The sequence below is a fragment of the Hahella sp. NBU794 genome, assembly GCF_050749805.1.
Classification (GTDB): domain Bacteria; phylum Pseudomonadota; class Gammaproteobacteria; order Pseudomonadales; family Oleiphilaceae; genus Hahella.
On record NZ_CP192738.1, the window covers coordinates 4,664,011 to 4,685,702 of the forward strand.

The following is a 21,692-nucleotide window of genomic DNA, read 5'->3' on the forward strand; positions in this document are numbered from 1 at the left end:
ATTGTAAGACTGTACTCAAGCGTGTGAAAAATGAACCATACCGCCATCAATTTAAAAGAAAAATTCTCCAAGTTCAGTGAACGCTGGTCGCCGCGGGTGATTGCGGAGATGAATGACTATCAATTCAAGGTAGTTAAGATCCAGGGTGAGTTTGTGTGGCATCGCCATGAAGACACGGATGAGGTCTTTATGGTGATCGAAGGTGAGATGTGCATTGAATTTCGAGATGGAAAAGTGAAACTGGAGGCGGGAGAAATGTTTGTCGTACCGGCGGGCGTGGAGCATAAGCCTTTCGCAGAGAATGAGTGTCGGGCCATGCTGATTGAGCCCAGAGGCGTGGCGAATACCGGCGACGCTGGCGGAGAGCGAACGGCGGAGGATAATGTCTGGGTTTGACCCGGACATCATCCCCACGCATTCCATTGCAACGAAAACAAAGACTGAAGCGAGCGCCATGATTCAGGATATCACCGCCAAGTTGTACTCAGACATACCCGTCGACACGCTGTACCACTACACCACGTTCTCCGGCCTGCTGGGCATAGTGGAAAGCGGTAATCTGTGGGCCAGCGATATTCGCTATATGAACGACTCCGCCGAGTTGAAGCATACCGCCGACCTAATCAGCGCCGAAGTAGATCGCCGCATCGCCGACAGTCATCCCAAACCCGGCCTATTGCACCAGTTCCGGGACTGGATCGCTCATCGCATCACTAATGGACATATGCTGTTCGGGGCCTCATTTCGCTCCAACGGCAATCTGTTGAGTCAGTGGCGCGGCTACAGCTCCATGGGTAAAGGCGTCAGCGTGGGCTTTCCCGCCGCGCATATTCTGGAGTGCGCCAGTCAGCAATCGTTTCAGGTAGGCAAGTGCATTTACAGCCACCAGGAGCAAACGACTCTCATTCGTCAGGTGATGGATGTGGTGGAGGCGCTGGCTGAGCAACACGGCGAACATGCAGGCCCCACACATTTTCCGCCATCGCAGTCTTACCATGGCGTGTTTGAGATGATCGAATCAGACCTGTTGCGCATCGCCGCGATATTGAAACACCCCTCCTTTCAGGAAGAGGAGGAATGGCGCATTGTCTCCCCCGGCGTGACGGACTACCTGAATTCGCCAGTGAAGTTTCGGGAAGGCGCTTCCATGCTGGTGCCCTACTTCGAGTTCAACCTGACCACCCGCAGCAACGACAACCACTACCTTGAACACATTTATCTTGGGCCGACGCCCAACATCAACCTGTCCATGAACTCACTCAACATGTTCCTGACCAAACACCGCCTGAGCCCAAAACACGGCATCACCTACTGCCAGATCCCCTATCGGCAACGGTGATTGGTCGTTCAAACAAACCTCTCAGCAATCACAAGCGCTTTCTCGCTGTTTTTGCGGTCAAGTTTGAGTAGCGTCGTCAGGTAGTCTCTGTGTGGTTGTTCTCGGCAGAGCGTTGACAACATTTCCAGCAGGTCTTTTCTGGTCAGTTCTGCGCCATTGTACTGAGGTGTGGATGCGTCGAAGTTGGAGGCTTCGATATCGTCAAATACGGTCACTTCCAGTGGGTCCGCCAGGGTGACGGAGAGTTGTGGCAACTTTTCTTTGCGCAGCTTTGCGGCGACCAAGTGTAGGGCGCTATAGATGATGAACTCATTCATTTCTCCCTGATCGTCGCTGACGTCGTCTTCCTCTTCAAATGGCGTCCAGTCAATCAGCTCGTAGCGGATCATGTCCAATAGTTCGTCACCGCGGGATCTGTCCTTATTCAGGTATTCCGCTGCGTTGGCCAGATAGCCGCGAACGGACGTGTGCTCTGCGATAGCCTCCCCGCAGGCGAAGTTCAGATACCAACTCTCCTGTTCTTGACCTATCGCAATCCAGTCAAGTCTGTCAGGTTCGCTCCATAAGCTTCTCATACTCTCTAAGACGGGAAGCGCATTGGAGAATGCATCGCTGTATAACGCGTACATGGCGTCGAGGATATCTTCGTAGGTTTTCACACTCGTCTCTCTGTTGCGTTGAAGGAACACGGTATTCATAACAAACGCAGAGCGACTATCCAAGGAAATAACGTTCAAGACATAGCGGAAGCCTGAGAAAAGCCGGCGTAAGGTACGCCGGCCTGGGACCTAGTATGGAGAAAGGTTAGTCGGATTGCGTTACGGGCAGTTCGTGAGGGTCAAAATGGTCGACCTGAATGGCGTCGTCCACCGCTTCCTCCGCTTCGCGATATCGCTCCGCCTCGTCCGTGGTGAGAATTTTCTTGTTCACCGCCGCCTCCAGCATGGCGTATAGATCGTCATCCGGGATATCTCCGGCTTTAATCGCCTTCTTGATGCGTTTCTCCAGGTTGGCCACACCGACTTTCTTCAGGAAGGCGTTTTCGATTCGACCTACCGGATCATCCGGACGGGTATTACGGTAGACGCCGTCCACCAATCTGTCGCGCGCTTCAGAGGGTTGCAGCAACATCTCCGCAATCTCACGGCAAATAGCGTCGTCAGCGCGCTCGAAGTGGCGTCCCAAAGGAAACACCAGCGGTCTCAACAGCAGACCCAGCGCCTTCACCGGATAGTTGCGCAGCACTTCATGCAACGCATTCTGAATTTCATATTGGCAGTAGCGCATCGCCCAGTGCATCAGCGGAGCATCCGATTTAGGACAGCCATCATCATGAAAACGCTTCAAGACACTTGAGCCTAAATAGAGATAGCTCAAACAGTCGCCCAGACGCCCTGAAATCATCTCGCGCCGTTTCAATTCTCCCCCCAGGGAAGCCAGCGTCACATCGCTGACCAGACCAAACGCCGCCGCCAGACGCGTCATATCACGGAAATAAGGTCTGGTTTCCCTCGCCGATTCAGGGGCTGACGCAACCGTGCCGCCAGTAAAAGCCAGCACCAAAGATCGCGCCGTGAGCTGCAAGTTGCGCCGCACATGCTTGAAGAAGAGATGATCAAAGTCATCCAATGCTTTTTCTTTGTTCGGATTCTGCGCCGCTTCCATTTCCTGCAACAGATAAGGGTGCGCGCGAATGGCCCCCTGACCAAAGATCATCAGACTGCGAGTCAGGATATTGGCGCCCTCCACCGTGATACTGATGGGAATCGCCTGATACACCCGCGCGATGTAGTTGCGCGGCCCTTTGATAACGCCACGTCCGGCGTGCACGTCCATCGCAGCGCCGACCACGTTGCGCATTTTTTCAGTGTTGTGATATTTCAAGATGGCAGAAGGCACCGCAGGTTTTTCGTGATTATCCAGTAACCCCGCCGTCATCACTCTGGCGCTATCCATTAAATAAGTCAGCCCGCCAATTCGCGCCAAGGCTTCCTGCACGCCCTCGAAGTACCCGACCGGCAGGTTGAACTGCTCACGAATACGGGCATAGGCGCCGCTGGTGAGGCTGGACAGTTTGCCAGCCCCGGCGCTCAATGCCGGCAACGAAATAGCGCGTCCCACGGAGAGACAGTTCATCAACATCGCCCAGCCTTTACCGATGTATTTCTCGCCGCCGATCAGAAAGTCCATGGGAATAAAGACATCTTCGCCCCAGGTCGGCCCATTCATAAACACAGTGTTCAGGGGCAAATGGCGCGCGCCGGTTTTTACGCCCGGAGTACTGGTGGGAATCAGGGCGCAGGAAACACCCCGCTCGACTTCATCGCCAATCAGATGGTCCGGGTCATAGACTTTAAACGCCAGTCCCAACACAGTGGCAACCGGCGCCAGGGTTATGTATCGCTTGTTCCAGGTCAGACGCAGGCCAATGACTTCCTTACCTTCCCACTCGCCTTTGCAGACAATGCCTTTGTCGGTGATAGCGCCGGCATCTGAACCCGCCTTGGGCGCCGTCAGCGCAAAGCAGGGAATTTCTTCACCTTTGGCCAGACGGGGCAAGTAATAATCCTTCTGCTCCTCGGTGCCGTAATGCAGCAGAAGCTCGCCAGGACCCAACGAGTTGGGCACCATGACCGTCACTGCGCCAGTGATGCTGCGGGTAGCGACTTTCATCACCGCAGTTGAATGCGCCAGCGCGGATAGCTCCAGCCCGCCATACTTTTTGGGAATGATCATTCCAAAGAAGCCATTTTCCTTGATGAATTTCCAAGTCGCCGGACTCAGATCATAGCGTTGGTGCGTGATCTCCCAGTCGTTAAGCATTTCGCACAACTGCTCCGCCGGTCCGTCGATAAAGGCTTTGTCTTCTTTGGTCAGGGTAGGTTTGCTCATCGCGAGCAGCTTGTTCCAATCGGGCATGCCGGTGAACAAGTCGCCGTCCCAACTGACGGTGCCCGCTTCGATGGCTTCTTTCTCGGTATCGGAAATCCCCGGCAGCGTCTTGCCCACCCAGGCGAGAATCGGCGCAGTGACATAGCGCCGTCGTATCGAAGAGGAGTTAAGCAGCACCGCCGCCGCGATAAACAGCCCCCAGACGACCAACAAACCGGCGAAGCCGGGATCGGTGAACGAGAAAGCCAGAGCGGCGATAGTGAAAAGGACTGTCCAGGACAACGCGCCAGCGCCGAAATAAGCCAACGCCAACGCCGCCAATAACAGAAGCAAAACGGTCATGTTCTCCTCCTTGGGGTTTTGCGAACTCAACCAAGGACTGAACGCCGGCGGGATGGGTTATATATCCGCCATGGGAACGAAATTTATGCCGTTCATAGCGCGTTCAACCGCGTCCTCTAATCTGGAAATAATCCGGAAATTCATTTAAAAACCTGCACTTCCGAATAAATCCTATGTATTAATTACCGTAACACGTAATACTCGGGAGATAATGTTTTAACTATCAATATTTCCTTACAGATAGGTAATATACGCGGAATTTTCATGGATAGAACCCGAGATTGAATAAATATAAAACATTGTGGAAATTGCGAGGTCACTATGCAGTCTTTGACTGGATACAAGGTTGGCGGTGAAGGCCAGCCTATATTGCTCCTGCACAGCTCCATGAGCTCCAAAGCTCAATGGAAAATGCTCACCAGCCAACTGCAGGAAAACTACCGTACCCTGGCGGTGGATCTATGGGGATATGGCGAGGCCCCCTACCCGGCTCATCTGGCGGAGCGCTTCTGCCTGCAGGACGAAGTGGATCGCGTCCTTGCTGTATTGGAGCAGGAGCAGGAGCAGCAGGACAACACCCCGCTGCATGTAGTCGGCCACTCCTATGGCGCCGCCACGGCGTTGAGGTTTGCGACGCAATACCCCGAACGCATTCTCAGCCTGACCATCTACGAGCCGGTCGCGTTTCATCTGCTATCACCCGAGGAGCCGGCATTTCTGGAGATTGTGGAAGTCGTAAAAGGATTGGAGCGGACTCTCGCGCAAAACGACGAGATGTCGGCGACTCAGCAGTTTATTGATTACTGGTCCGGCCCAGGCGCATTCAAACGCTACCCTTCGGACATTCGTAACGCGCTAAGCGGACAGATCAGAAAAGTGGCGCTGGACTTCAAGGCGCTAATAGAAGAGCCCACCCGACTGCAGGATTACGCCAGCTTTCCATTCAACACCTATCTGATGGCGGGCGAGAAGAGCCCACTATCATCCCGGCGCATTAGTGAACGCCTGAAGGAAAGTCTGCCCAACCTTGAATTCAAGCAGACGCCCTGGGGCCATATGGCGCCGATTACTCATGTGGCGGAAATCAACGATCTGATTCTGGCGCGCTTTATGGACTAAGCGTTTATCAACCGGGTTGCTTTGCTTAAGACAAAAAAATCCCCGCATTCGCGGGGATTTTTTATAAGGCTTAGCCAGATGAAGCTTATTGGCCTGCGCTGGTGATAATCCAACGCTGGTTATTAGCGCCAACCCAATCCCACTGACGCAGTCTTGCGCCATTGTAGGTGCCGCCTGCAGCGTCTACGTCCAGCGCTTTGCCGCTGTGAACCGCGATCAGACGATAAGTTCCGTCGCTGTTCTTGAACGCCTGCCACTTCTGGTTGTTGGAGTTGTTACAGGTCCACTGACCCGCATACGCGCCGTTGTATTGGCTCGCGCCGAACAGATCGAGACACTTGCCGCTGTTCACAGATTTGATCTGATGAACGCCGTTGCCCAGGTGAATAAACTGCCAGCGCTGATTGTTGCCACCGTGACAGCTCCACTGGATGACGGAAGCGCCATCGCGACGATCGCCGCCGTAAACATCGGCGCACTTGCCGGAGTTTTTGGCTTTCATGGTGTAAATATTGGAGCCGCCATTGTTGTTGTCGCCGCCGTTATTGTTGTCCCCACCATTGTTATCGCCGCCGTCGGGGTTGCCGCCGCCGACCTTTGTCGGCATGAAGCCCGCCATTTCGCTACGCACGTTGTTGATAGCGCGTGCTGCGTCCGCTTCGTTAGAGTTGCCCGCCGCGACGCCACAAGGCAAACCGTTGCATTGCAGGTTGGGGTTAGAGAATTTGGCGATTTTAGGAGCGTTGAACAGCCACTCATAAGTCATGATCGTGGCGAATACGCCATCAACGCCATGACCCAGGCCATAACGATAACGCGACCCGCTTTGATCGCCCTGACGGCGGGAGTGGTTCAGGCCCATGGTGTGGCCGAGTTCGTGCGCCAACGTAGTGGGTCCGCAGCTTGGTCCAACCACGCCGTATGACCAGTTGCGGTCGACAGCGACATAAGCCACGCCGCAAGAGCCGGTGCGATGCAATTGAGTCACATAGTCCGCGCCCACTTCCTGACGCTTCTGGTTTACCCATGAGTCCACTCTCAGGTTGCCCAACACTTCCGTCATGTTGGAGCCAGTCTCTTCGTGGGCGTATGCGCCAACCAGGCGCAATTGCACGTCAATCTGGCTGTTGGTGTACATATTGTTCACCTGACTGACCCAGTTACGCACAGCGGTGTTTACATCGCCTTTGAAGTAGCTTGAGGTATAAGAGTCATACACCACCATCAGATCGACAGTGACGGCTTGGGAAGTGGATGCAGCCGTCGCGAGAACGCCAGCGGCCAGAATTTTTTTGAGGCTGTTTTTCATTTTTTATACCAACTTTCCTGCTCCATTTATGGGAGTTTCCCGATAACGAACTTCGTTATTATCCGGATAGGACTTCCGCAGCGTGGAAAACGGAAAATAGATCACAAACCAGAACTCGACGGAACGTCAACGGCGCAGAAAATCTATCATTTGAGCCTTTTATCCACCATCGCCTAAAGCAGCTAGTACTTAGAGCCTACGAATAATTCAAGCTATTGATTAACAATGAAATAAATCACATAAACCTATATAGGCCTATTAATATTTACGTTACATTAAAGTCAGTAAAATCGTTAAATTGAGGAGGCAATCACAAATAATAAGTATTTGCCGTTTTTTTAGACAAAACGACGCGACTTAGACCCGATCGATAGTGATGCTTTAGAGTAAACGCTAACCAGGCTCATCGACCTATAATGACAAGTACTGGTTGGTTAAAATATGGATAAAAGGCGCACTAACAATGTTCGAATTCTTTAAACGCAAAAATACAAAGAAACAGCCGGAGAAAAAGAGTGAAGCCGAGCATGTCGATACCCGCTCTCTTGAACAGCCGGTATGGATCGAAACAGGCGAAGGTAATCCATTTGACGCGCCTATTTTGGATATTCGCTGCATCACTTTAAAAATTATCGCCACTACCGCCGACAAATCCATCGCGGAAAACTATGTAGCCAGCCGTGCCGACGATGGCAGGCGGTACATTGACCAAGTTATCGAAGGCGGCAAAGAAATTCCTTGTGACATCCACTACCGACATGGCGGAGAACAGCTCGAAGGAATTGTGTCGAAAGCCGAGTCCATGGACGTGAAATGGGATATTTATGCTTTCGGCGAGTGGTTTTATTTCGTAAGGAGCTGGACCTCTGTTCTCATGTACAAGGTCCACTATCAGAACACCGGTTCAGAATTAGTACTCGATCGCATTGTGGCGGCGGATACAGATGATCCCAACCTGCTCAGGCAAAACATTCACTCCCTGATAATGACCCACGCCCTGAACAGCCCCTGGCCTTACACTATTCCAGCAAGCTTAAGATCGGCCAGTGCGAGTGACATCGCCCTCATGTTGTTTTCTCAGTTTGGATGCAAAGCCACTCTTGCGACCTTCGCAAACTCGATGGACATCCAGCTAATTGGAAAGTAACTCCCATTTCGAACAATCAGATAAACGCACACTCCATAACGAAAAATCCCCCAGTCGCCACTCAAAGCGCACTGGGGGATATCTTCAATAGAGGGATATTAAAACGCTTACTTCACGCGCTTCAAATACCAGCGTTGGTTGTCGCCGCCAACCCAGTCCCACTGATGGATAGCCATGCCGCTAGCCGTTGAGACCTCTTTAACATCAAACACTTTGCCGCTCACGCCAGACACCAGACGGAACGTGCCGTCGCCGTTGTCCACTGCTTTCCATTGCTGAGCTGCGCTGCCATTACAGGACCATTGTTGCACCGTGGCGCCGTTGCTTCTGCTTGAGTTGGAGACATCCAGACATTTGCCGCTATGCACCGCTTTGACTTCATAGTACCCATCTTTAATGTGGGTGAAGTTCCAGCGCTGGTTGTTACCCTGGTGACAGCTCCACTGAATGACAGGCGTACCCGCTTCCTGCTTGCCGCCGTATACATCTGCGCACTTGCTGGAGTGTTTGGCCTGCAGCATGTATACGCCGTTATCAACTGGTTGCGCTCCGCTCTGACCGCCGCCGCTGCTTTTCTTGACGATAATCGAGGAAGTCGTGTCATTCACGCCGGATAGCGGGAAGCCGGATACATCTGAGGTATAAACGGTTTTCGCGCCGCCGAAGTTATCGTGCTGATACAGTTCCAATACCATGCCGGAAGGCACGCGGGCTGAAGACAGGTCATCGTTGCGAACGCCGCGAGAAGTCAAGTCGCTCAGGCGATACTGGCCTTCGCCCAACGCCGCGCTGTAACCCGCGTAGTTGTAATGCTGGAATACAGACACTTTGTCGCCGGAAGTGTTGCCGCCGTCGGTTTTAGTCGGTTTAAACGCAGCAATCTCATTACGCACATTGTTGATCGCCTGAGCCGCATCCGCCTCTTGCGCCTGACCGGCAGGAACGCCGCAGGGAAGCCCGTTGCACTGCACTCTCGGGTTGGAGAATTTGGCGACTTTCGGGGCATTGAACAACCACTCATACGTCATAATGGTGCCGAAAGCGCCGTCAACGCCATGGCCGAGGCCGTAGCGATAACGCGATCCGCTTTGATCGCCCTGACGACGGGAGTGGTTAAGACCCATGGTGTGTCCGACTTCGTGAGCCAAAACCTGAGGCCCGCAATCTGGACCTGTGACGCTGAACGCCCAATCCTTATGTACAGCGACGTATGCAACGCCGCAGGAACCGGTTTTATGTACTTGCGTAACGTAATCCGCGCCGACTTCCTCACGCTTCTGGATAACCCAGTTATCCACACGCAGGTTTCCAAGCACTTCTCCCATGCTGGAACCGCTTTCTTCATGAGCGAAAGCGCCGACCAAACGCAGTTGCACGTCTACCTGGCTGTTTTGATACATGGCGTTTACTTGGTCTACCCAGCTACGAATGGCCGTTGCCGGTTCGCCGCCAAAGCGTCCTGCGGAATAGGCGTCGTACACCACCATAATATCCACTGTCACCGCCTGCGCGCCCAGGGGAGCAGCCGCCAGAGTCAAGCAGGACAACCATTTAGACATACTTCCGGTTAATTTCCTTTTCATCGTTATTACTCTCTCTGTCTGTTTTTTTTAGCCAGCCACTGTGCGACCTGGCCTCCTACCCCGGGCGCTAACGCTTATCCTTACTGAGCGATAGGCCCGCCGGTGCTTTGATCCGGAGACGCCGTTCCTTCATCGGCCTTGTTCACATCCGCCAATTCGGGTACTTCAACGTGTAAATCTTCACCTTTGAACAAGGTGCCGCTGTTGACGATCCATCCTTTGTCGCCACGGGCCTCAACGACATACAGCCCTTCCGGGGTGGTGACGCCGCCATAGGTAAGATTTTCTCCGCGGGTAAAAGAAACCTGATTATCCTGTTCGAAATCCTTCAAATGCCCGTACCAGGTGACGTTGCCGTCGCCATGGGACTCCACCCGATCCACCACCATTTGATAAGTCGCGTTTTGCGGCAGCACAGGCACTTCCATCTCATCCCCTGGCATCAGGGACTCCAGCTTCATCGGGCTGAAGCGAATAAACTCCCGACCATCAAAACGATCCGCATCGCTCAATTCGAGCTGGTCAGCAATACCGTCATCGCTCTTCCATGCGGAAGGCTCCCACATCGCACGTACGACTTCTTCCTGATCAAAAGCGCGACCATCGCGGCGTGCTTCAATTTCCGTCATGCGAAATTCAATGGAGGGATATTCTTCGTTGTTCATGGCGTAATCGGGGAGCTCCGGTTCGGAGTCCTTCGCTGCGCCTGGGGCCGATTTAGAGGCCGTCTGTTGAGGGGATTGAACTGATTGCGCGGGCGACGCTGCAGCGGAATTTTGAGCGCCGGCGGCGGCTTGTTGCTCCTGCGCCGTCGTCGTGCTTTCCCCGCCTGGCATGAATTGGTATGTCACAGCGCATAAACCGCCGATTACCGCGCCCCAAACTAACAATTGTGTTTTTTTCATGGTCGATTGACTCCTGATCAGTGCGCACAGCCTGTAACCGAAATGACGACGCCTCCCCGTCGGGAGGCTTGCGGTACAGGACCAAAAACCTTTTAAATCAAAAATTTGCGACGTACGTCACACCCGCTTTTATGAAAGCGCTTTCATCTTATGATTCAAAGCGGGCAGATGACCAAAGTGAACGGGGGGATGCACTCGGAAATCTGCCGCAAGAACACATAACAACACTCGCGCAGTCGGGATGCCGTCGTGATACGGAAGAACTTATCACTGGTCTGAAAGGATGAATATCACCCAAATAAGCTAGGACTTGTAGGCGAACCTCTTTGGCCTAGACCTTACGAGTGAAAATAGAAAGGTGATTTCTGTGGGGAGTTACAGGCTTCCGGGATGAGCCAAATGACAGGACGCTCCGTCCCCTCTTTCGACCTGGACGGTGCTATGGCCAATACGGAAGCGCTCGTTCAATTGAAGCGCCAATTCGCCGAGAAAGGCGTCATCCACAGATTGATTGGGAATAAGTAAATGAACGGTTAACGCAACTTCCGTGGTGCTCATCGCCCAGATATGAAGATCGTGGATATCCGTCACGCCGGCATAGCTGCGCAAGAACGCCTCAACTTCATCAGGATTGATATGAGAAGGCACTGTGTCCATGGCGAGATTGAGCGAATCCCGAAACAGCCCCCAGGTTCCCAAAAGGATAATCGCGACAATGACCAGACTGATCACCGGATCAAGCCACAACCAGCCGGTAAACATGATAACGACTCCCGCCGCCGCCACGCCAAATGAAACGCCAGCATCCGCCGCCATGTGTAAAAAGGCGCCTTTGATATTGAGATCGTGCTTTTGACCACTCAGAAACATCAACGCAGTCGCGGTATTGATAACCACGCCAATGAGCGACACGACAATTACGGTCACGCCATCCACCCTGACAGGTTGATTGATTCGGTGGGCGGCCTCCCAGGCGATCGCGCCCAATGCCAGCAGTAAAAGAATCGCGCTCAACAGGGAAGCCAGAATCGTTCCTCGACGAAAACCGTAAGTACGTCGGGAGGTCGGCGTACGCGTCGCCAGATAAGAGGCGCCCCAGGCCAGAAGTAAACCCAGGACATCGCTTAAGTTGTGCCCTGCATCGGTGATCAGCGCCAATGAGTCGGCGATAAGTCCATAAATCACCTCCACCACGACAAACCCAAGATTCAGCGCCACGCCCCAGGCAAAGGCCTTGTTATAGTTCGGGGCCGAGGACGGTCCGTGAAAATGGCCATGGTGATGCGCATGACCAGCGTGATGATCATGCTGATGAGAGCTTGAGTGCGACATATCCTTTCGCCTTGGCGTTGTAGAGAAATCCTGCAGCCAACATCAATTCGCAATGGGCTGACAAGATGACAGCGACTGAACCGGGATAATGCCATTCGACACAAGCAAATCCAACTACTTACCCTCACCAGATATAAGCGGGCACGCTCTAGAAGAGAGGAATACAGATCTTTTGGAAAGGAAATAAAAAAGCCCCGCATCTTGCGATGCAGGGCTTTTAAATATGGCGTCCCCTAGGGGATTCGAACCCCTGTTACCGCCGTGAAAGGGCGGTGTCCTAGGCCTCTAGACGAAGGGGACGGAACACCATCTCGGTGAGATGGCGCGCATTCTATGGAAGCCGCTCACGCATGTCAAACACTAATCTTACTATTGTTTGCGTGCATGTGGATGCGAGCGCCTCTAAGCAGCTCGATAGGCAGCGAAGCGAAAGAGCCCATAACGAAAATGGGCTTAGTGTATGAATATATGAATAAAAGCTGATAGGGATAGGTACTTAAGGAATTTCTGAAAAACTACCTGCGTTGCCATTACTGCGTCAAAAGTCGGCTCAAAATGCTCATTTATTCACGATAAACTGCGCTTTTTCGACGACTTTTTCCTTGCACTGGCCGCCTCGCCAATGCTTTTCAGAGGATCCTTAACTTAATAAAGAGGATAGCGCGGACTTTTCGAAGGGCATAAAAAAGCCCCGCATCTTGCGATGCAGGGCTTTTAAATATGGCGTCCCCTAGGGGATTCGAACCCCTGTTACCGCCGTGAAAGGGCGGTGTCCTAGGCCTCTAGACGAAGGGGACGGAACACCATCTCGGTGAGATGGCGCGCATTCTATGGAAGCCGCCCATACCTGTCAAACACTAATTTCTAATTTTTTCATGAGGGGGCGATTTTATTTCAATTTTCGGCCATCCCCCCTGCTCTTCTGTGCGAACAGCCTCCCATTGCAGCGACAGTGGCGGGTAAATTTACGCAGCCGCAGCGGCATTTAGTCTACACTTCAAATAGGTTTCCCTGTTTTGTGACGTACCCGCTTTGGGAGCGATGAATGACCGTTGAGCAGATTCTTCTGGCCCGCCAGCCAATTGTTAACGCAACAAAAGAGATAGTAGGTTACGAGCTGCTGTTTCGCTCAAACGAACAGCCTGCCCAGTTCGACGGCAATGCGGCCACCTCTCAGGTTTTGCTCAACGCCTTTACAGAAATACCTATCGGAGAGGTAACCGGCGGCGCAAAGGCGTTTGTAAACTTCACCGCAACGCTTTTAATGCAGCCGCCCCCCTTCTCTAAAGAACTTCTGGTCATTGAAATACTGGAGACCATAGAGCTAACCGATGAGATCGTGACGGCGATCATCCGCCTCGGCAAGAATGGCTTCACCCTCGCTCTCGACGACTATGTCCCAGGCACCAAGTACGACGAACTCCTGCCGTACGTCTCTATCGTTAAGCTTGAAATTCCCGCCATTTCCAAGGACAGGTTGGAACAGACGGTCACGCATCTAAAGGGCCTGAACATCACCCTGCTGGCGGAAAAAGTGGAGACCCATGAGGAGTTTGAATACTGTCGTGACTTAGGGTGCGACCTGTTTCAGGGGTATTTCTTCAGCAAGCCGGAAATTGTCACCGGACGCAAACTGGCGCATAACCGAATGGCGGTGATGGAATTGATCGCCAAAGTGCAAAACCCGGCGCTATCGATTGACCAGATCATCAAAACCATCACCAGCGATCCCTCTCTAAGCGTCAAGCTGCTGCAACTGGTGAACTCAGCCGCCTACCGACGTCCGCGCACCATCGAATCCATTCATATGGCGGTCATGCTGCTGGGAATCAGCCGTATCAAGTCATGGGCGACCTTATTGGCGCTATCCAACATTGAGGACAAACCTAAAGCGCTGATCACCATCGCCTTGATTCGCGCCCGCATGTGCGAGCTTATTGCCCAGTCCATTGAGCCTCAGGCCGCAGACCTTTATTTCACCGTCGGCCTGTTTTCCTGCCTGGAAGCTTTTTTTGACATGCCCATAGAAGAAATTCTAAACAAGCTCCCTCTTTCTGAGAGAGTCAGTGATGCGCTGGTAAAAATGAAAGGAAAACCCGGGCTGGCGTTACACACCACCTTGCAATACGAGCGCTGCAAACTGGACACCATCCATTGGAACCTGCTGGAAAAAATGAATATTAATAGCGGAGAAATCAGCGCCACCTATCGCCAGGCGATTCTGTGGGCTAACGAGCAATCCGCTTTTAGAGCCTGACCCAGCCCCCATCCTCTTCTCACATGGAAAAATCCTGCTCCGACGCTTAATATGGGCGCTTTGATTTGAAGGATTTCATTAAGCATGTTTGATATCGGCGTCAACTTGACCAACGGCCGCTATAAAGGAAAGTTACAGCAATTGCTGGACGACAGCCGCGACCATGGGGTCGAGGGTATGATCGCCATTGGAACCAGCGTTAAAGAAAGCGTCGCCTCTGCGAAGATTGCCGAAGAGCATACTGGTTATGTCTTCGCCACTGCTGGCGTGCATCCTCACGACGCCAAAACGCTAGATCAGGAAGGCCTGAAAACCTTGAAGTCGCTGCTCCAACAACCTCATGTCGTCGCCGTGGGTGAAATGGGGCTGGATTTCAATCGCAACTTTTCCACTCCCGAAGATCAGGAATGGGCGTTCACGGCTCAGCTTGAATTGAATCGCGAATTCCAGAAACCACTTTATCTCCATGAAAGAGACGCGTACACGCGTCAAATGGAAATACTCAGGGCGCACCGGAATTGCTTCGAGCACGGCGTGACGCATTGTTTCACCGGAACCCGCGAGGCGCTCTTTGGCTATCTCGATCTGGGATTACACATTGGCGTCACAGGCTGGATATGCGACGAGCGTAGAGCGGGAGATCTAGTGAATTTAGTAAAAGAGGTTCCCCGCGACAGACTCCTCGTCGAAACAGACAGTCCGTTTCTTATGCCGAGAAGTATTAAACCGCGTCCGCGCAATAACACCAATTTCCCATGGTTTGTGCAGGAAGTGATTCGTATAGTGGCGCAGTATCGTGGTGAAACGGAAGAAGACGTGCGCAGCTACACTGCGGAAAACGCCCGCCGCCTGTTCCAAACGGGTTAAGCGGCGGCGAATTGTCCGCAATGCGGTTCCGCGTCAGCGAGAACTCGTCAGGATCGGATATCGATAACGGTGCCCAATGCCTCGTTAGCGGTCCGGTCAAACTGTCGAGTCGTCTGCGAAGCGCTTTCACGGGGAGGCGGTGATTGATCCTCTTCCGTTTCAGCCAAATTCGCCGTTGGTGCGGCGTTTTCAGCAGCGCCTTGAGTCCGTTCCGTCTCAGTCGAGGCGTTAACCTGTTGACTGTTCGCCAGACTCAATTCCCGGCCTTCCTGAGAAAGCTCCACCTCAACGGCGGGCGTCGTCTCCCGGGCCTGGGTTTGCGCATTGTCGACATTCTGACGGGTTTGCTCACGTTCTCGCGACCGACCTGCATCAAGTTGCTGCAAAGAACTGGTCGCCAAACTGTTTACAGTATTATCAGCCATAGAACGCACCTCCATTCCTAAGTATTGCACAAAGCGGTTAAATTTTGAACAGAACAATTGCAACCTGAGTCAATAATCCAATTTTGCCTTGTTTGACGCTTTGCGCGAGGTGGAAAGCTGGGCTAAGTTTATAATGTTTAATATATTCCAATGCTGCCGGTCTGTTGCGCCATGAAAAGACTTTGAGCTGCTTTTTTACCTACATGAAAGAAAAAAGAGCACCCGCGAATAATGAGTAACCTGTTTCGCAAAGTCTGGAATTTTCGCGAGACCTCTCCGCTTTCTTTTCGCATGTTGGGCTACATCCTTGTATGTAGCTCCCTGTTTACGCTGTTCGCCACAGGCATCCAGGTTTATGCGGACTATCGGAAAGACGTTTCGTTGGTCGATCAGCGCATGAATCTGATCGAAACCAGTTACCAGTCCTCGCTGGCGCGCAGCCTATGGTCTCTCGACCAGAAATTACTGCGCGTGCAAATGCAGGGCATATTGAACCTGCCCGACATCGTGCACCTGCATCTGCAGATTTATCCGGACTCAGAAATCGAGATGGGCGAGATCCCTCCGCGGATTCCGACGATCAAGCATAAAATCAAGCTGCAGCACTCTTCCGACGATTTGTATGAGCTGGGCGAACTGACCATCACCGCCAGCCTTGACGATATCTATCGCCAGTTGCGGCAGCGCATCTTCGTCATCATGACAACCCAGGCGTTTAAAACCTTTTTCATTTCCGTACTGATCCTATGGATATTTCAGTATCTAGTGACACGTCATCTATCCAAAATGGCGAATTACGCCCGCGGCCTTAATATTCACCAGCTGGACACGCCCTTAGCCTTGGATCGTTCACAAAAGAGCGGCCAACCGCCGGATGAGCTGCAGCGTGTCACGGACGCCATCAACGAGATGCGCCTCACCTTGCTGAACGATATTGAGAAGCAAAAGCTGGACGCGGCGGAAATCCGCAAGTTGTCGCTGGCCATTGAGCAAAGCCCCTCCTCTGTACTGATCTGCGATAAGCGCTGGAAAATCACCTACGCCAACCAGAAATTCAGCCAGTTGACCGGCCACAATTTGAATTCGATTATCGGCAAGCATCCCAAAACTCTGACGCATATCAGCCCTGATGAATCTCAGAATGAACAGCTCTGGCACAACATTGAAATTCAGGTGGAGCGCGCAGGCATGTGGCAGGGGGAAATGCACAGCACCCGTCATGGCGGCGAGAAGTTCTGGGAACAAGTGGTGATCACTCCCATCCGCGACACCGATGGCGAGTCGTCTCAGTACCTGATTCTGGGCGAGGACATCAGCGTACGTAAGCGTTACGAGCAACAATTACTGCGACAAGCCAATTATGACCTGCTGACCGGCCTGCCAAACCGCATGTTGGCGCTGGATCGTCTCAAATTGGCGCTGGCGCAATCCCGCCGCGACAAGTCGCAGGTGGGCCTGATGTTCCTGGACTTGGATAACTTCAAGCACATCAACGACACCCTCGGCCACGACAATGGCGACACCCTGCTGATTGAGGCCTCGCGCCGCATCGCTTCATCTCTGCGCGGCAACAGCACAGTAGCCCGTTTGGGTGGAGATGAGTTCCTGATCATTCTGCCGTCGCTGGAGTCGCCCGAAGATTCCGAGTTGGTTGCCGCTCGCATTCTGCAGGCGTTTTCCTCACCTTTCCTGCTCAACAATCAGGAAATATTCGTCAGCACCAGTATTGGCATCGCCATTTATCCAACGGACAGTGAAAACTCAAGCACGTTGCTGCAACAGGCTGACGCGGCCATGTATCAGGCCAAGCACAAAGGCAAGAGCGCCTACCACCGCTTCACCCCGGACCTTAACCAGCAATCCAGAGAACGCCTCAAGCTGGAGACGCAATTGCGTAAGGCCCTTGAGCAAGACGAATTGCTGCTGTATTACCAGCCGATTGTAGAAACCGCCAGCGGGCAGTTGGTCGGCGCAGAGGCGTTGATTCGCTGGGATAACCCCTTGCTGGGACTGGTGGCCCCAGACAAATTCATCCCACTGGCGGAAGAAACCGGGCTAATCACTTCCATCGGCGAATGGGTGCTGCATACCGCTTGTCGAGACGTGAAAAAGTGGCATGAGGATACCGGACTGAAACTGACGATCGCCGTCAACGTCTCGCCACGTCAATTCCGCGATCTCAAATTTATCGATACCGTGCAGAAAGCGCTGGAGGTCAATGACCTAGCGGGCGAGTACCTGGAGCTGGAAATCACGGAAAGACTGTTGCTGGATGACTCAATAGAGACCTTTGAGATCTTGCACAAGCTGGACGCAATGGGCGTAAAACTGTCCGTGGACGACTTCGGCACCGGTTATTCCGCCCTCAGCTACCTGAAGAGCTACCCGTTTGACTCCCTGAAAATTGACCGCTCCTTCGTCAAGGATGTCAACACCGAGGCGGAAGACGCTGCCTTGGTGACAGCGATCATCACCATGGCTCACAGCCTGGGCCTCAAAGTCATCGGCGAAGGCGTGGAAGATGCGGCGCAGATGCAGTTCCTGCGCTCCAAAGGCTGCGATTACGCACAGGGTTACTATTACAACCGACCAGTGGCGGAAAGCGATTTCTGCAACTGGATATCGGAAAACCGGCGCGCCTACGCCACCTAAACGCCCCTTGCGCTCACAGGCGCCAGTCGTCATCATGAGCCATACTTGAGGGGCGAATCATCACCCCGGCTTTTAAGTCACCGGAAAACAAGCATCCAAGGCAGGCATGACAGGAAAACTTATTCTGGTGTTGAACAGTGGAAGTTCCTCACTCAAGTTCGCCATAATCGACCCCGAGCAAGACGCTCCCCTACTCACCGGCATCGCCGAACGTCTGGGCTCCGCCGAAGCCAATTTTCGCATGCGCTGGCGTCACGAAGAAGACAAGCGCCAACCTTGCCCCAACGCAGACCATGGCCGCGTCATCGACCAACTGTTCCAACATATGCATGAGCACGGTATCGACGCTAAGGACCTGACAGGCGTCGGACACCGAGTCGTGCATGGCGGCGAGACTTTTCGCGACTCAGCCATTATTGACGAGCAAGTAATCGCCCAGATTGAACAGTGCGCCAAGCTGGCGCCCTTACACAACCCGGTAAACTTGCTGGGCATCAAGGCGATTGCGCAGAAGTTTCCGAACCTAAATCAAGTCGCGGTATTCGACACGTCTTTTCATCAGACCCTGCCGGAGTATGCGTACACTTACGCCCTTCCCTACGAGCTGTATCGAGAGCATGGACTCAGGCGCTACGGATTTCACGGCTCCAGCCATCGCTTTGTCGCTGGACGCGCCGCCGATCTGCTTGGCAAATCGCTGAACGACTGCAATTTCATCAGCGCTCATCTCGGTAACGGATGCAGCGCCGCCGCTATTAAAGGCGGCGTATCAGTCGACACCAGTATGGGATTGACGCCTCTGGAAGGCCTGGTAATGGGTTCCCGCTGCGGCGATCTCGACCCCGGCCTGGTCCTGCATTTGACGCAGACGCTGAATTACACACCCGATCAGCTATCGCACCTGCTAAATAAGGAGAGTGGACTGCTTGGCGTCTCAGAAGTCAGCAATGATATGCGCGAGCTGCTGCGTCTCAGTGATGAAGGCCATCAGCAGGCAACCCTGGCGATCGATATTTTCTGCTATCGTTTGGCGAAAACGATCGCCGGCTACTATCTGGCGACAGCGCCGCTGGACGCCATTATTTTCACCGGGGGCATCGGCGAAAATGCAGCGCCCGTACGCGCCAAGGTATGCGCCTGGCTCAAGCCTCTGGGCGTCGACATGGATGACGAGGCGAACCACCGCCACGGAGAAGAAAGCCAGGGACGCATATCCAAGGACGACACGCTAAACATCATGGTCGTTCCCACCAACGAGGAACTTCTTATCGCCAGAGACACCCTGGCGTTGATTAGGCGCAACAAATAATCGCTGTAGACGTCATCGAACGTCGCCATGTTTTCACCGCCCTAACCAAGAGGAATCATCGTGGCCAAAGTTCTCTTTATCGCCCCCGCCTCCGTCGCAGTAGGCTTGACCTCCGTCTGCCTTGGCTTACTCAGGGCCTACGATAGCGTGGGGCTGCGCGTCGCGTTTTTCAAACCATTCGCACAACCCCGCGATAATCATCATGAAACGGATCGCTCAATCGTATTCACCCGGGAAAAAATGGGCTTAACAGTCCCTGATCCCATGCCATTACGCTACGCCCACAGTCTGATGAGCCAGCAGCAAACGCCTCTGCTGATGGAGCAAACCATCGCGCTATTTCACAAAGTGGATACAGAGGCCGACGTCGTCATCGTGGAAGGCGTCGCGCCTCCACCTGGCGACGATTACTCAGCCCGCCTGAATGTAGAGGTGGCGCGCAACCTCGACGCTGAAGTCATCCTGGTCGCCGCTCCTGATGGCATGCCCCCGCAAGACCTGGACGACCACCTGTCTCTCGCCGCCCGGCTATTTGCGGACCCGTCGGACCCTGATGTAGTCGGTTGTGTGCTCAACAAGGTTCATGCCCCTCACGGCGACGAGCCGCCCTTTAGCGACGACGGAGATGAGGACGAGATTCCAACCGAAAGACATGATTATGGAAAAGAGTGCAACGTATTCCGGCAATCTCATTTCCGCCTCATCGCCAGCATTCCCTGGCGCGCCGATCTGGTTGCGCCCAGGACCTCAGACATTGTTGAAGAACTGGAAGCGGAGTATTTGAACGAAGGCAAATCCAGGCAACGCAGAGTACTCCACACGACCGTGTGCGCCCGCACCATTCCCAATATGGTCAGCCGCCTGAAGCCAGGCGCATTGATCATCACGCCCGGTGATCGTGAAGATATTTTCGTCACCAGTTGCGCCGCCGCCCTGACCGGCATCCCCCTGGCGGGCCTATTGCTAACCGGCGGCTTGAAACCGGACCCACGCACGCTGAAATTATGCCAGTCCGCACTGGATACCGGTCTTCCCGTGCTGAGCACCCGTAAGGACACTTATGTCACCGCGACCGCGGTATCGCGCATGGACACCGAAGTCCCCCTGGATGACATGGAGCGTATCGAGTCCGTTATCGCCAGCGTGTCCGGCCATATTGACCCTGAATGGCTCAAGCAATCCGTCAGCCTGCCGCGCAAGCCTCGTATGTCGCCAGCGGCCTTTCGCTACCAGCTATCGAAACGAGCGAAGGAAGCCAACAAGACGATTATTCTTCCCGAAGGCAACGAGCCACGAACCATACAAGCCGCCACCATTTGTCATGAGCGCGGCATTGCGAAATGCATCTTGATAGGCAAGCGCCAGGAAATTATTGCCGTCGCCGAAGCTCAGGGCGTGCAATTGCCAGACGCTATTCAGATCATCGAGCCGGATCAGGTCAGAGAGAAATACATTTCACCCATGGTGGAGCTGCGTAAGCACAAAGGATTGACGCCGCAAATGGCGGAGGCGCAACTGGAAGATAATGTCGTGCTGGCCACCATGATGCTGGCGCTCGGCGAAGTGGATGGACTAGTGTCCGGCGCCGTGCATACCACCGCCAATACGGTACGCCCGGCTCTACAGCTAATCAAAGCACGTAAGGAATGCCGTATTGTATCCTCGGTTTTCTTTATGTGTCTGCCAGAACAAGTTCTTGTGTATGGCGATTGCGCCATAAACCCGGACCCAGATGCCGAGGAACTCGCCGACATCGCCCTCCAATGCGCTGATTCCGCCGTCCTATTCGGCATCGAACCCTGTGTGGCGATGCTCAGCTACAGCACTGGCGATTCAGGCACCGGCAGCGACGTCGATAAAGTAAGAGCCGCCGCCAAACTGGCCCATGAGAAACGTCCAGATCTACCTTTGGACGGCCCTTTGCAATATGACGCCGCCGCCATTGAGGACGTAGCCAAGACCAAAGCCCCGGACAGCAAAGTAGCGGGCAAGGCGACCGTATTCGTATTTCCTGATTTGAATACCGGCAACACCACTTACAAGGCAGTGCAGCGCAGCGCCAATGTCATCAGCATGGGCCCGATGCTACAGGGTTTAAAGAAGCCGGTTAATGATCTGTCTCGTGGGGCGCTGGTGGAGGATATCGTCTACACCATCGCGCTGACAGCAGTTCAGGCGACGCAAAATACAGAAGTGATGGAAAATTAGGAGACG

At 53.5% G+C, this 21,692-nt stretch carries 16 protein-coding genes and 2 tRNA genes; 9 read left to right on the plus strand and 9 right to left on the minus strand.

What is annotated here, in order from left to right:
* Nucleotides 1–30 precede the first annotated feature (30 nt).
* Entirely contained in the window at nucleotides 31–396 is a 366-nt protein-coding gene (locus tag ACQYWX_RS20335) for a cupin domain-containing protein (RefSeq protein WP_216737443.1), read from the plus strand.
* Complete coding sequence (locus tag ACQYWX_RS20340) at nucleotides 383–1,339, plus strand: DUF2971 domain-containing protein (RefSeq protein ID WP_431686143.1); 957 nt, start codon at nucleotides 383–385, stop codon at nucleotides 1,337–1,339. The genes ACQYWX_RS20335 and ACQYWX_RS20340 overlap by 14 nt, the downstream gene beginning before the upstream one ends.
* Nucleotides 1,340–1,347: 8 nt before the next feature.
* On the opposite strand, the gene ACQYWX_RS20345 is transcribed toward ACQYWX_RS20340, so the two are convergent.
* Nucleotides 1,348–1,998, minus strand: coding sequence for a hypothetical protein (locus ACQYWX_RS20345; protein WP_431686144.1), 651 nt, complete (start codon nucleotides 1,996–1,998; stop codon nucleotides 1,348–1,350).
* Between the two features lie 145 nt (nucleotides 1,999–2,143).
* Nucleotides 2,144–4,573, minus strand: a complete 2,430-nt coding sequence (locus ACQYWX_RS20350; RefSeq protein ID WP_431686145.1) for an acyl-CoA dehydrogenase — start codon at nucleotides 4,571–4,573, stop codon at nucleotides 2,144–2,146.
* A 321-nt stretch (nucleotides 4,574–4,894) separates the two neighbouring features.
* Between ACQYWX_RS20350 and ACQYWX_RS20355 the strand changes: the two genes are divergently transcribed.
* The gene (locus ACQYWX_RS20355; protein WP_431686146.1) at nucleotides 4,895–5,692 is read left to right on the plus strand and encodes an alpha/beta fold hydrolase; all 798 of its coding nucleotides are present in this window, start codon (nucleotides 4,895–4,897) and stop codon (nucleotides 5,690–5,692) included.
* An 85-nt stretch (nucleotides 5,693–5,777) separates the two neighbouring features.
* On the opposite strand, the gene ACQYWX_RS20360 is transcribed toward ACQYWX_RS20355, so the two are convergent.
* Entirely contained in the window at nucleotides 5,778–7,001 is a 1,224-nt protein-coding gene (locus ACQYWX_RS20360) for an RICIN domain-containing protein (protein WP_216737438.1), read from the minus strand.
* A 463-nt stretch (nucleotides 7,002–7,464) separates the two neighbouring features.
* Here ACQYWX_RS20360 and ACQYWX_RS20365 point away from each other — a divergent pair, with 463 nt between their 5' ends.
* Entirely contained in the window at nucleotides 7,465–8,148 is a 684-nt protein-coding gene (locus tag ACQYWX_RS20365) for a hypothetical protein (protein WP_431686147.1), read from the plus strand.
* Between the two features lie 107 nt (nucleotides 8,149–8,255).
* Here ACQYWX_RS20365 and ACQYWX_RS20370 read toward each other — a convergent pair whose 3' ends face one another.
* The 5 genes from ACQYWX_RS20370 to ACQYWX_RS20390 form a co-directional block, all read right to left on the minus strand.
* Complete coding sequence (locus ACQYWX_RS20370) at nucleotides 8,256–9,707, minus strand: RICIN domain-containing protein (RefSeq protein WP_431686148.1); 1,452 nt, start codon at nucleotides 9,705–9,707, stop codon at nucleotides 8,256–8,258.
* 104 nt (nucleotides 9,708–9,811) lie between these two features.
* Nucleotides 9,812–10,636, minus strand: a complete 825-nt coding sequence (locus tag ACQYWX_RS20375; RefSeq protein WP_431686149.1) for a hypothetical protein — start codon at nucleotides 10,634–10,636, stop codon at nucleotides 9,812–9,814.
* Between the two features lie 375 nt (nucleotides 10,637–11,011).
* Complete coding sequence (locus tag ACQYWX_RS20380; RefSeq protein WP_431686150.1) at nucleotides 11,012–11,968, minus strand: cation diffusion facilitator family transporter; 957 nt, start codon at nucleotides 11,966–11,968, stop codon at nucleotides 11,012–11,014.
* Between the two features lie 224 nt (nucleotides 11,969–12,192).
* Nucleotides 12,193–12,268 (minus strand) — tRNA-Glu (locus ACQYWX_RS20385).
* A gap of 421 nt (nucleotides 12,269–12,689) precedes the next feature.
* Nucleotides 12,690–12,765: transfer RNA gene (locus ACQYWX_RS20390), tRNA-Glu, on the minus strand.
* Nucleotides 12,766–13,013: 248 nt separating this feature from the next.
* On the opposite strand from ACQYWX_RS20390, the gene ACQYWX_RS20395 reads away from it, so the two are divergent.
* Together ACQYWX_RS20395 and ACQYWX_RS20400 are read left to right on the plus strand one after the other, a co-directional pair.
* Nucleotides 13,014–14,225: an EAL and HDOD domain-containing protein gene (locus ACQYWX_RS20395; RefSeq protein WP_279508182.1), complete on the plus strand. Its 1,212-nt coding sequence runs from the start codon at nucleotides 13,014–13,016 to the stop codon at nucleotides 14,223–14,225.
* An 84-nt stretch (nucleotides 14,226–14,309) separates the two neighbouring features.
* Nucleotides 14,310–15,092 (plus strand): TatD family hydrolase, encoded by a 783-nt coding sequence (locus tag ACQYWX_RS20400; protein WP_431686151.1) that lies wholly within the window; start codon nucleotides 14,310–14,312, stop codon nucleotides 15,090–15,092.
* Between the two features lie 47 nt (nucleotides 15,093–15,139).
* Here the strand turns inward: ACQYWX_RS20400 and ACQYWX_RS20405 are convergent, their stop codons facing one another.
* The gene (locus ACQYWX_RS20405) at nucleotides 15,140–15,517 is read right to left on the minus strand and encodes a hypothetical protein (RefSeq protein ID WP_216737431.1); all 378 of its coding nucleotides are present in this window, start codon (nucleotides 15,515–15,517) and stop codon (nucleotides 15,140–15,142) included.
* A 231-nt stretch (nucleotides 15,518–15,748) separates the two neighbouring features.
* Between ACQYWX_RS20405 and ACQYWX_RS20410 the strand changes: the two genes are divergently transcribed.
* The 3 genes from ACQYWX_RS20410 (at nucleotide 15,749) to pta (ending at nucleotide 21,686) form a co-directional block, all read left to right on the plus strand.
* Nucleotides 15,749–18,169 carry a bifunctional diguanylate cyclase/phosphodiesterase gene (locus ACQYWX_RS20410; RefSeq protein ID WP_279508185.1) on the plus strand — a complete coding sequence of 807 codons (2,421 nt, stop codon included), beginning with the start codon at nucleotides 15,749–15,751 and terminating at the stop codon, nucleotides 18,167–18,169.
* A 106-nt stretch (nucleotides 18,170–18,275) separates the two neighbouring features.
* Complete coding sequence (locus ACQYWX_RS20415) at nucleotides 18,276–19,478, plus strand: acetate/propionate family kinase (protein WP_431686152.1); 1,203 nt, start codon at nucleotides 18,276–18,278, stop codon at nucleotides 19,476–19,478.
* A 60-nt stretch (nucleotides 19,479–19,538) separates the two neighbouring features.
* On the plus strand, nucleotides 19,539–21,686 hold the full coding sequence (gene pta, locus ACQYWX_RS20420) for a phosphate acetyltransferase (protein ID WP_431686153.1): 2,148 nt from the start codon (nucleotides 19,539–19,541) through the stop codon (nucleotides 21,684–21,686).
* Nucleotides 21,687–21,692 lie beyond the last annotated feature (6 nt).

Bases quoted from the DNA above. Each gene is read 5' to 3' on its own strand.
- ACQYWX_RS20350 (WP_431686145.1), bottom strand. From the start codon at position 4,573: ATGACCGTTTTGCTTCTGTTATTGGCGGCGTTGGCGTTGGCTTATTTC.
- ACQYWX_RS20405 (WP_216737431.1), bottom strand. From the start codon at position 15,517: ATGGCTGATAATACTGTAAACAGTTTGGCGACCAGTTCTTTGCAGCAA.
- ACQYWX_RS20380 (WP_431686150.1), bottom strand. From the start codon at position 11,968: ATGTCGCACTCAAGCTCTCATCAGCATGATCATCACGCTGGTCATGCG.
- ACQYWX_RS20400 (WP_431686151.1), top strand. From the start codon at position 14,310: ATGTTTGATATCGGCGTCAACTTGACCAACGGCCGCTATAAAGGAAAG.
- ACQYWX_RS20410 (WP_279508185.1), top strand. From the start codon at position 15,749: ATGAGTAACCTGTTTCGCAAAGTCTGGAATTTTCGCGAGACCTCTCCG.
- ACQYWX_RS20370 (WP_431686148.1), bottom strand. From the start codon at position 9,707: ATGTCTAAATGGTTGTCCTGCTTGACTCTGGCGGCTGCTCCCCTGGGC.
- ACQYWX_RS20360 (WP_216737438.1), bottom strand. From the start codon at position 7,001: ATGAAAAACAGCCTCAAAAAAATTCTGGCCGCTGGCGTTCTCGCGACG.
- ACQYWX_RS20365 (WP_431686147.1), top strand. From the start codon at position 7,465: ATGTTCGAATTCTTTAAACGCAAAAATACAAAGAAACAGCCGGAGAAA.
- ACQYWX_RS20335 (WP_216737443.1), top strand. From the start codon at position 31: ATGAACCATACCGCCATCAATTTAAAAGAAAAATTCTCCAAGTTCAGT.
- ACQYWX_RS20415 (WP_431686152.1), top strand. From the start codon at position 18,276: ATGACAGGAAAACTTATTCTGGTGTTGAACAGTGGAAGTTCCTCACTC.
- ACQYWX_RS20355 (WP_431686146.1), top strand. From the start codon at position 4,895: ATGCAGTCTTTGACTGGATACAAGGTTGGCGGTGAAGGCCAGCCTATA.
- ACQYWX_RS20375 (WP_431686149.1), bottom strand. From the start codon at position 10,636: ATGAAAAAAACACAATTGTTAGTTTGGGGCGCGGTAATCGGCGGTTTA.
- ACQYWX_RS20395 (WP_279508182.1), top strand. From the start codon at position 13,014: ATGACCGTTGAGCAGATTCTTCTGGCCCGCCAGCCAATTGTTAACGCA.
- ACQYWX_RS20340 (WP_431686143.1), top strand. From the start codon at position 383: ATGTCTGGGTTTGACCCGGACATCATCCCCACGCATTCCATTGCAACG.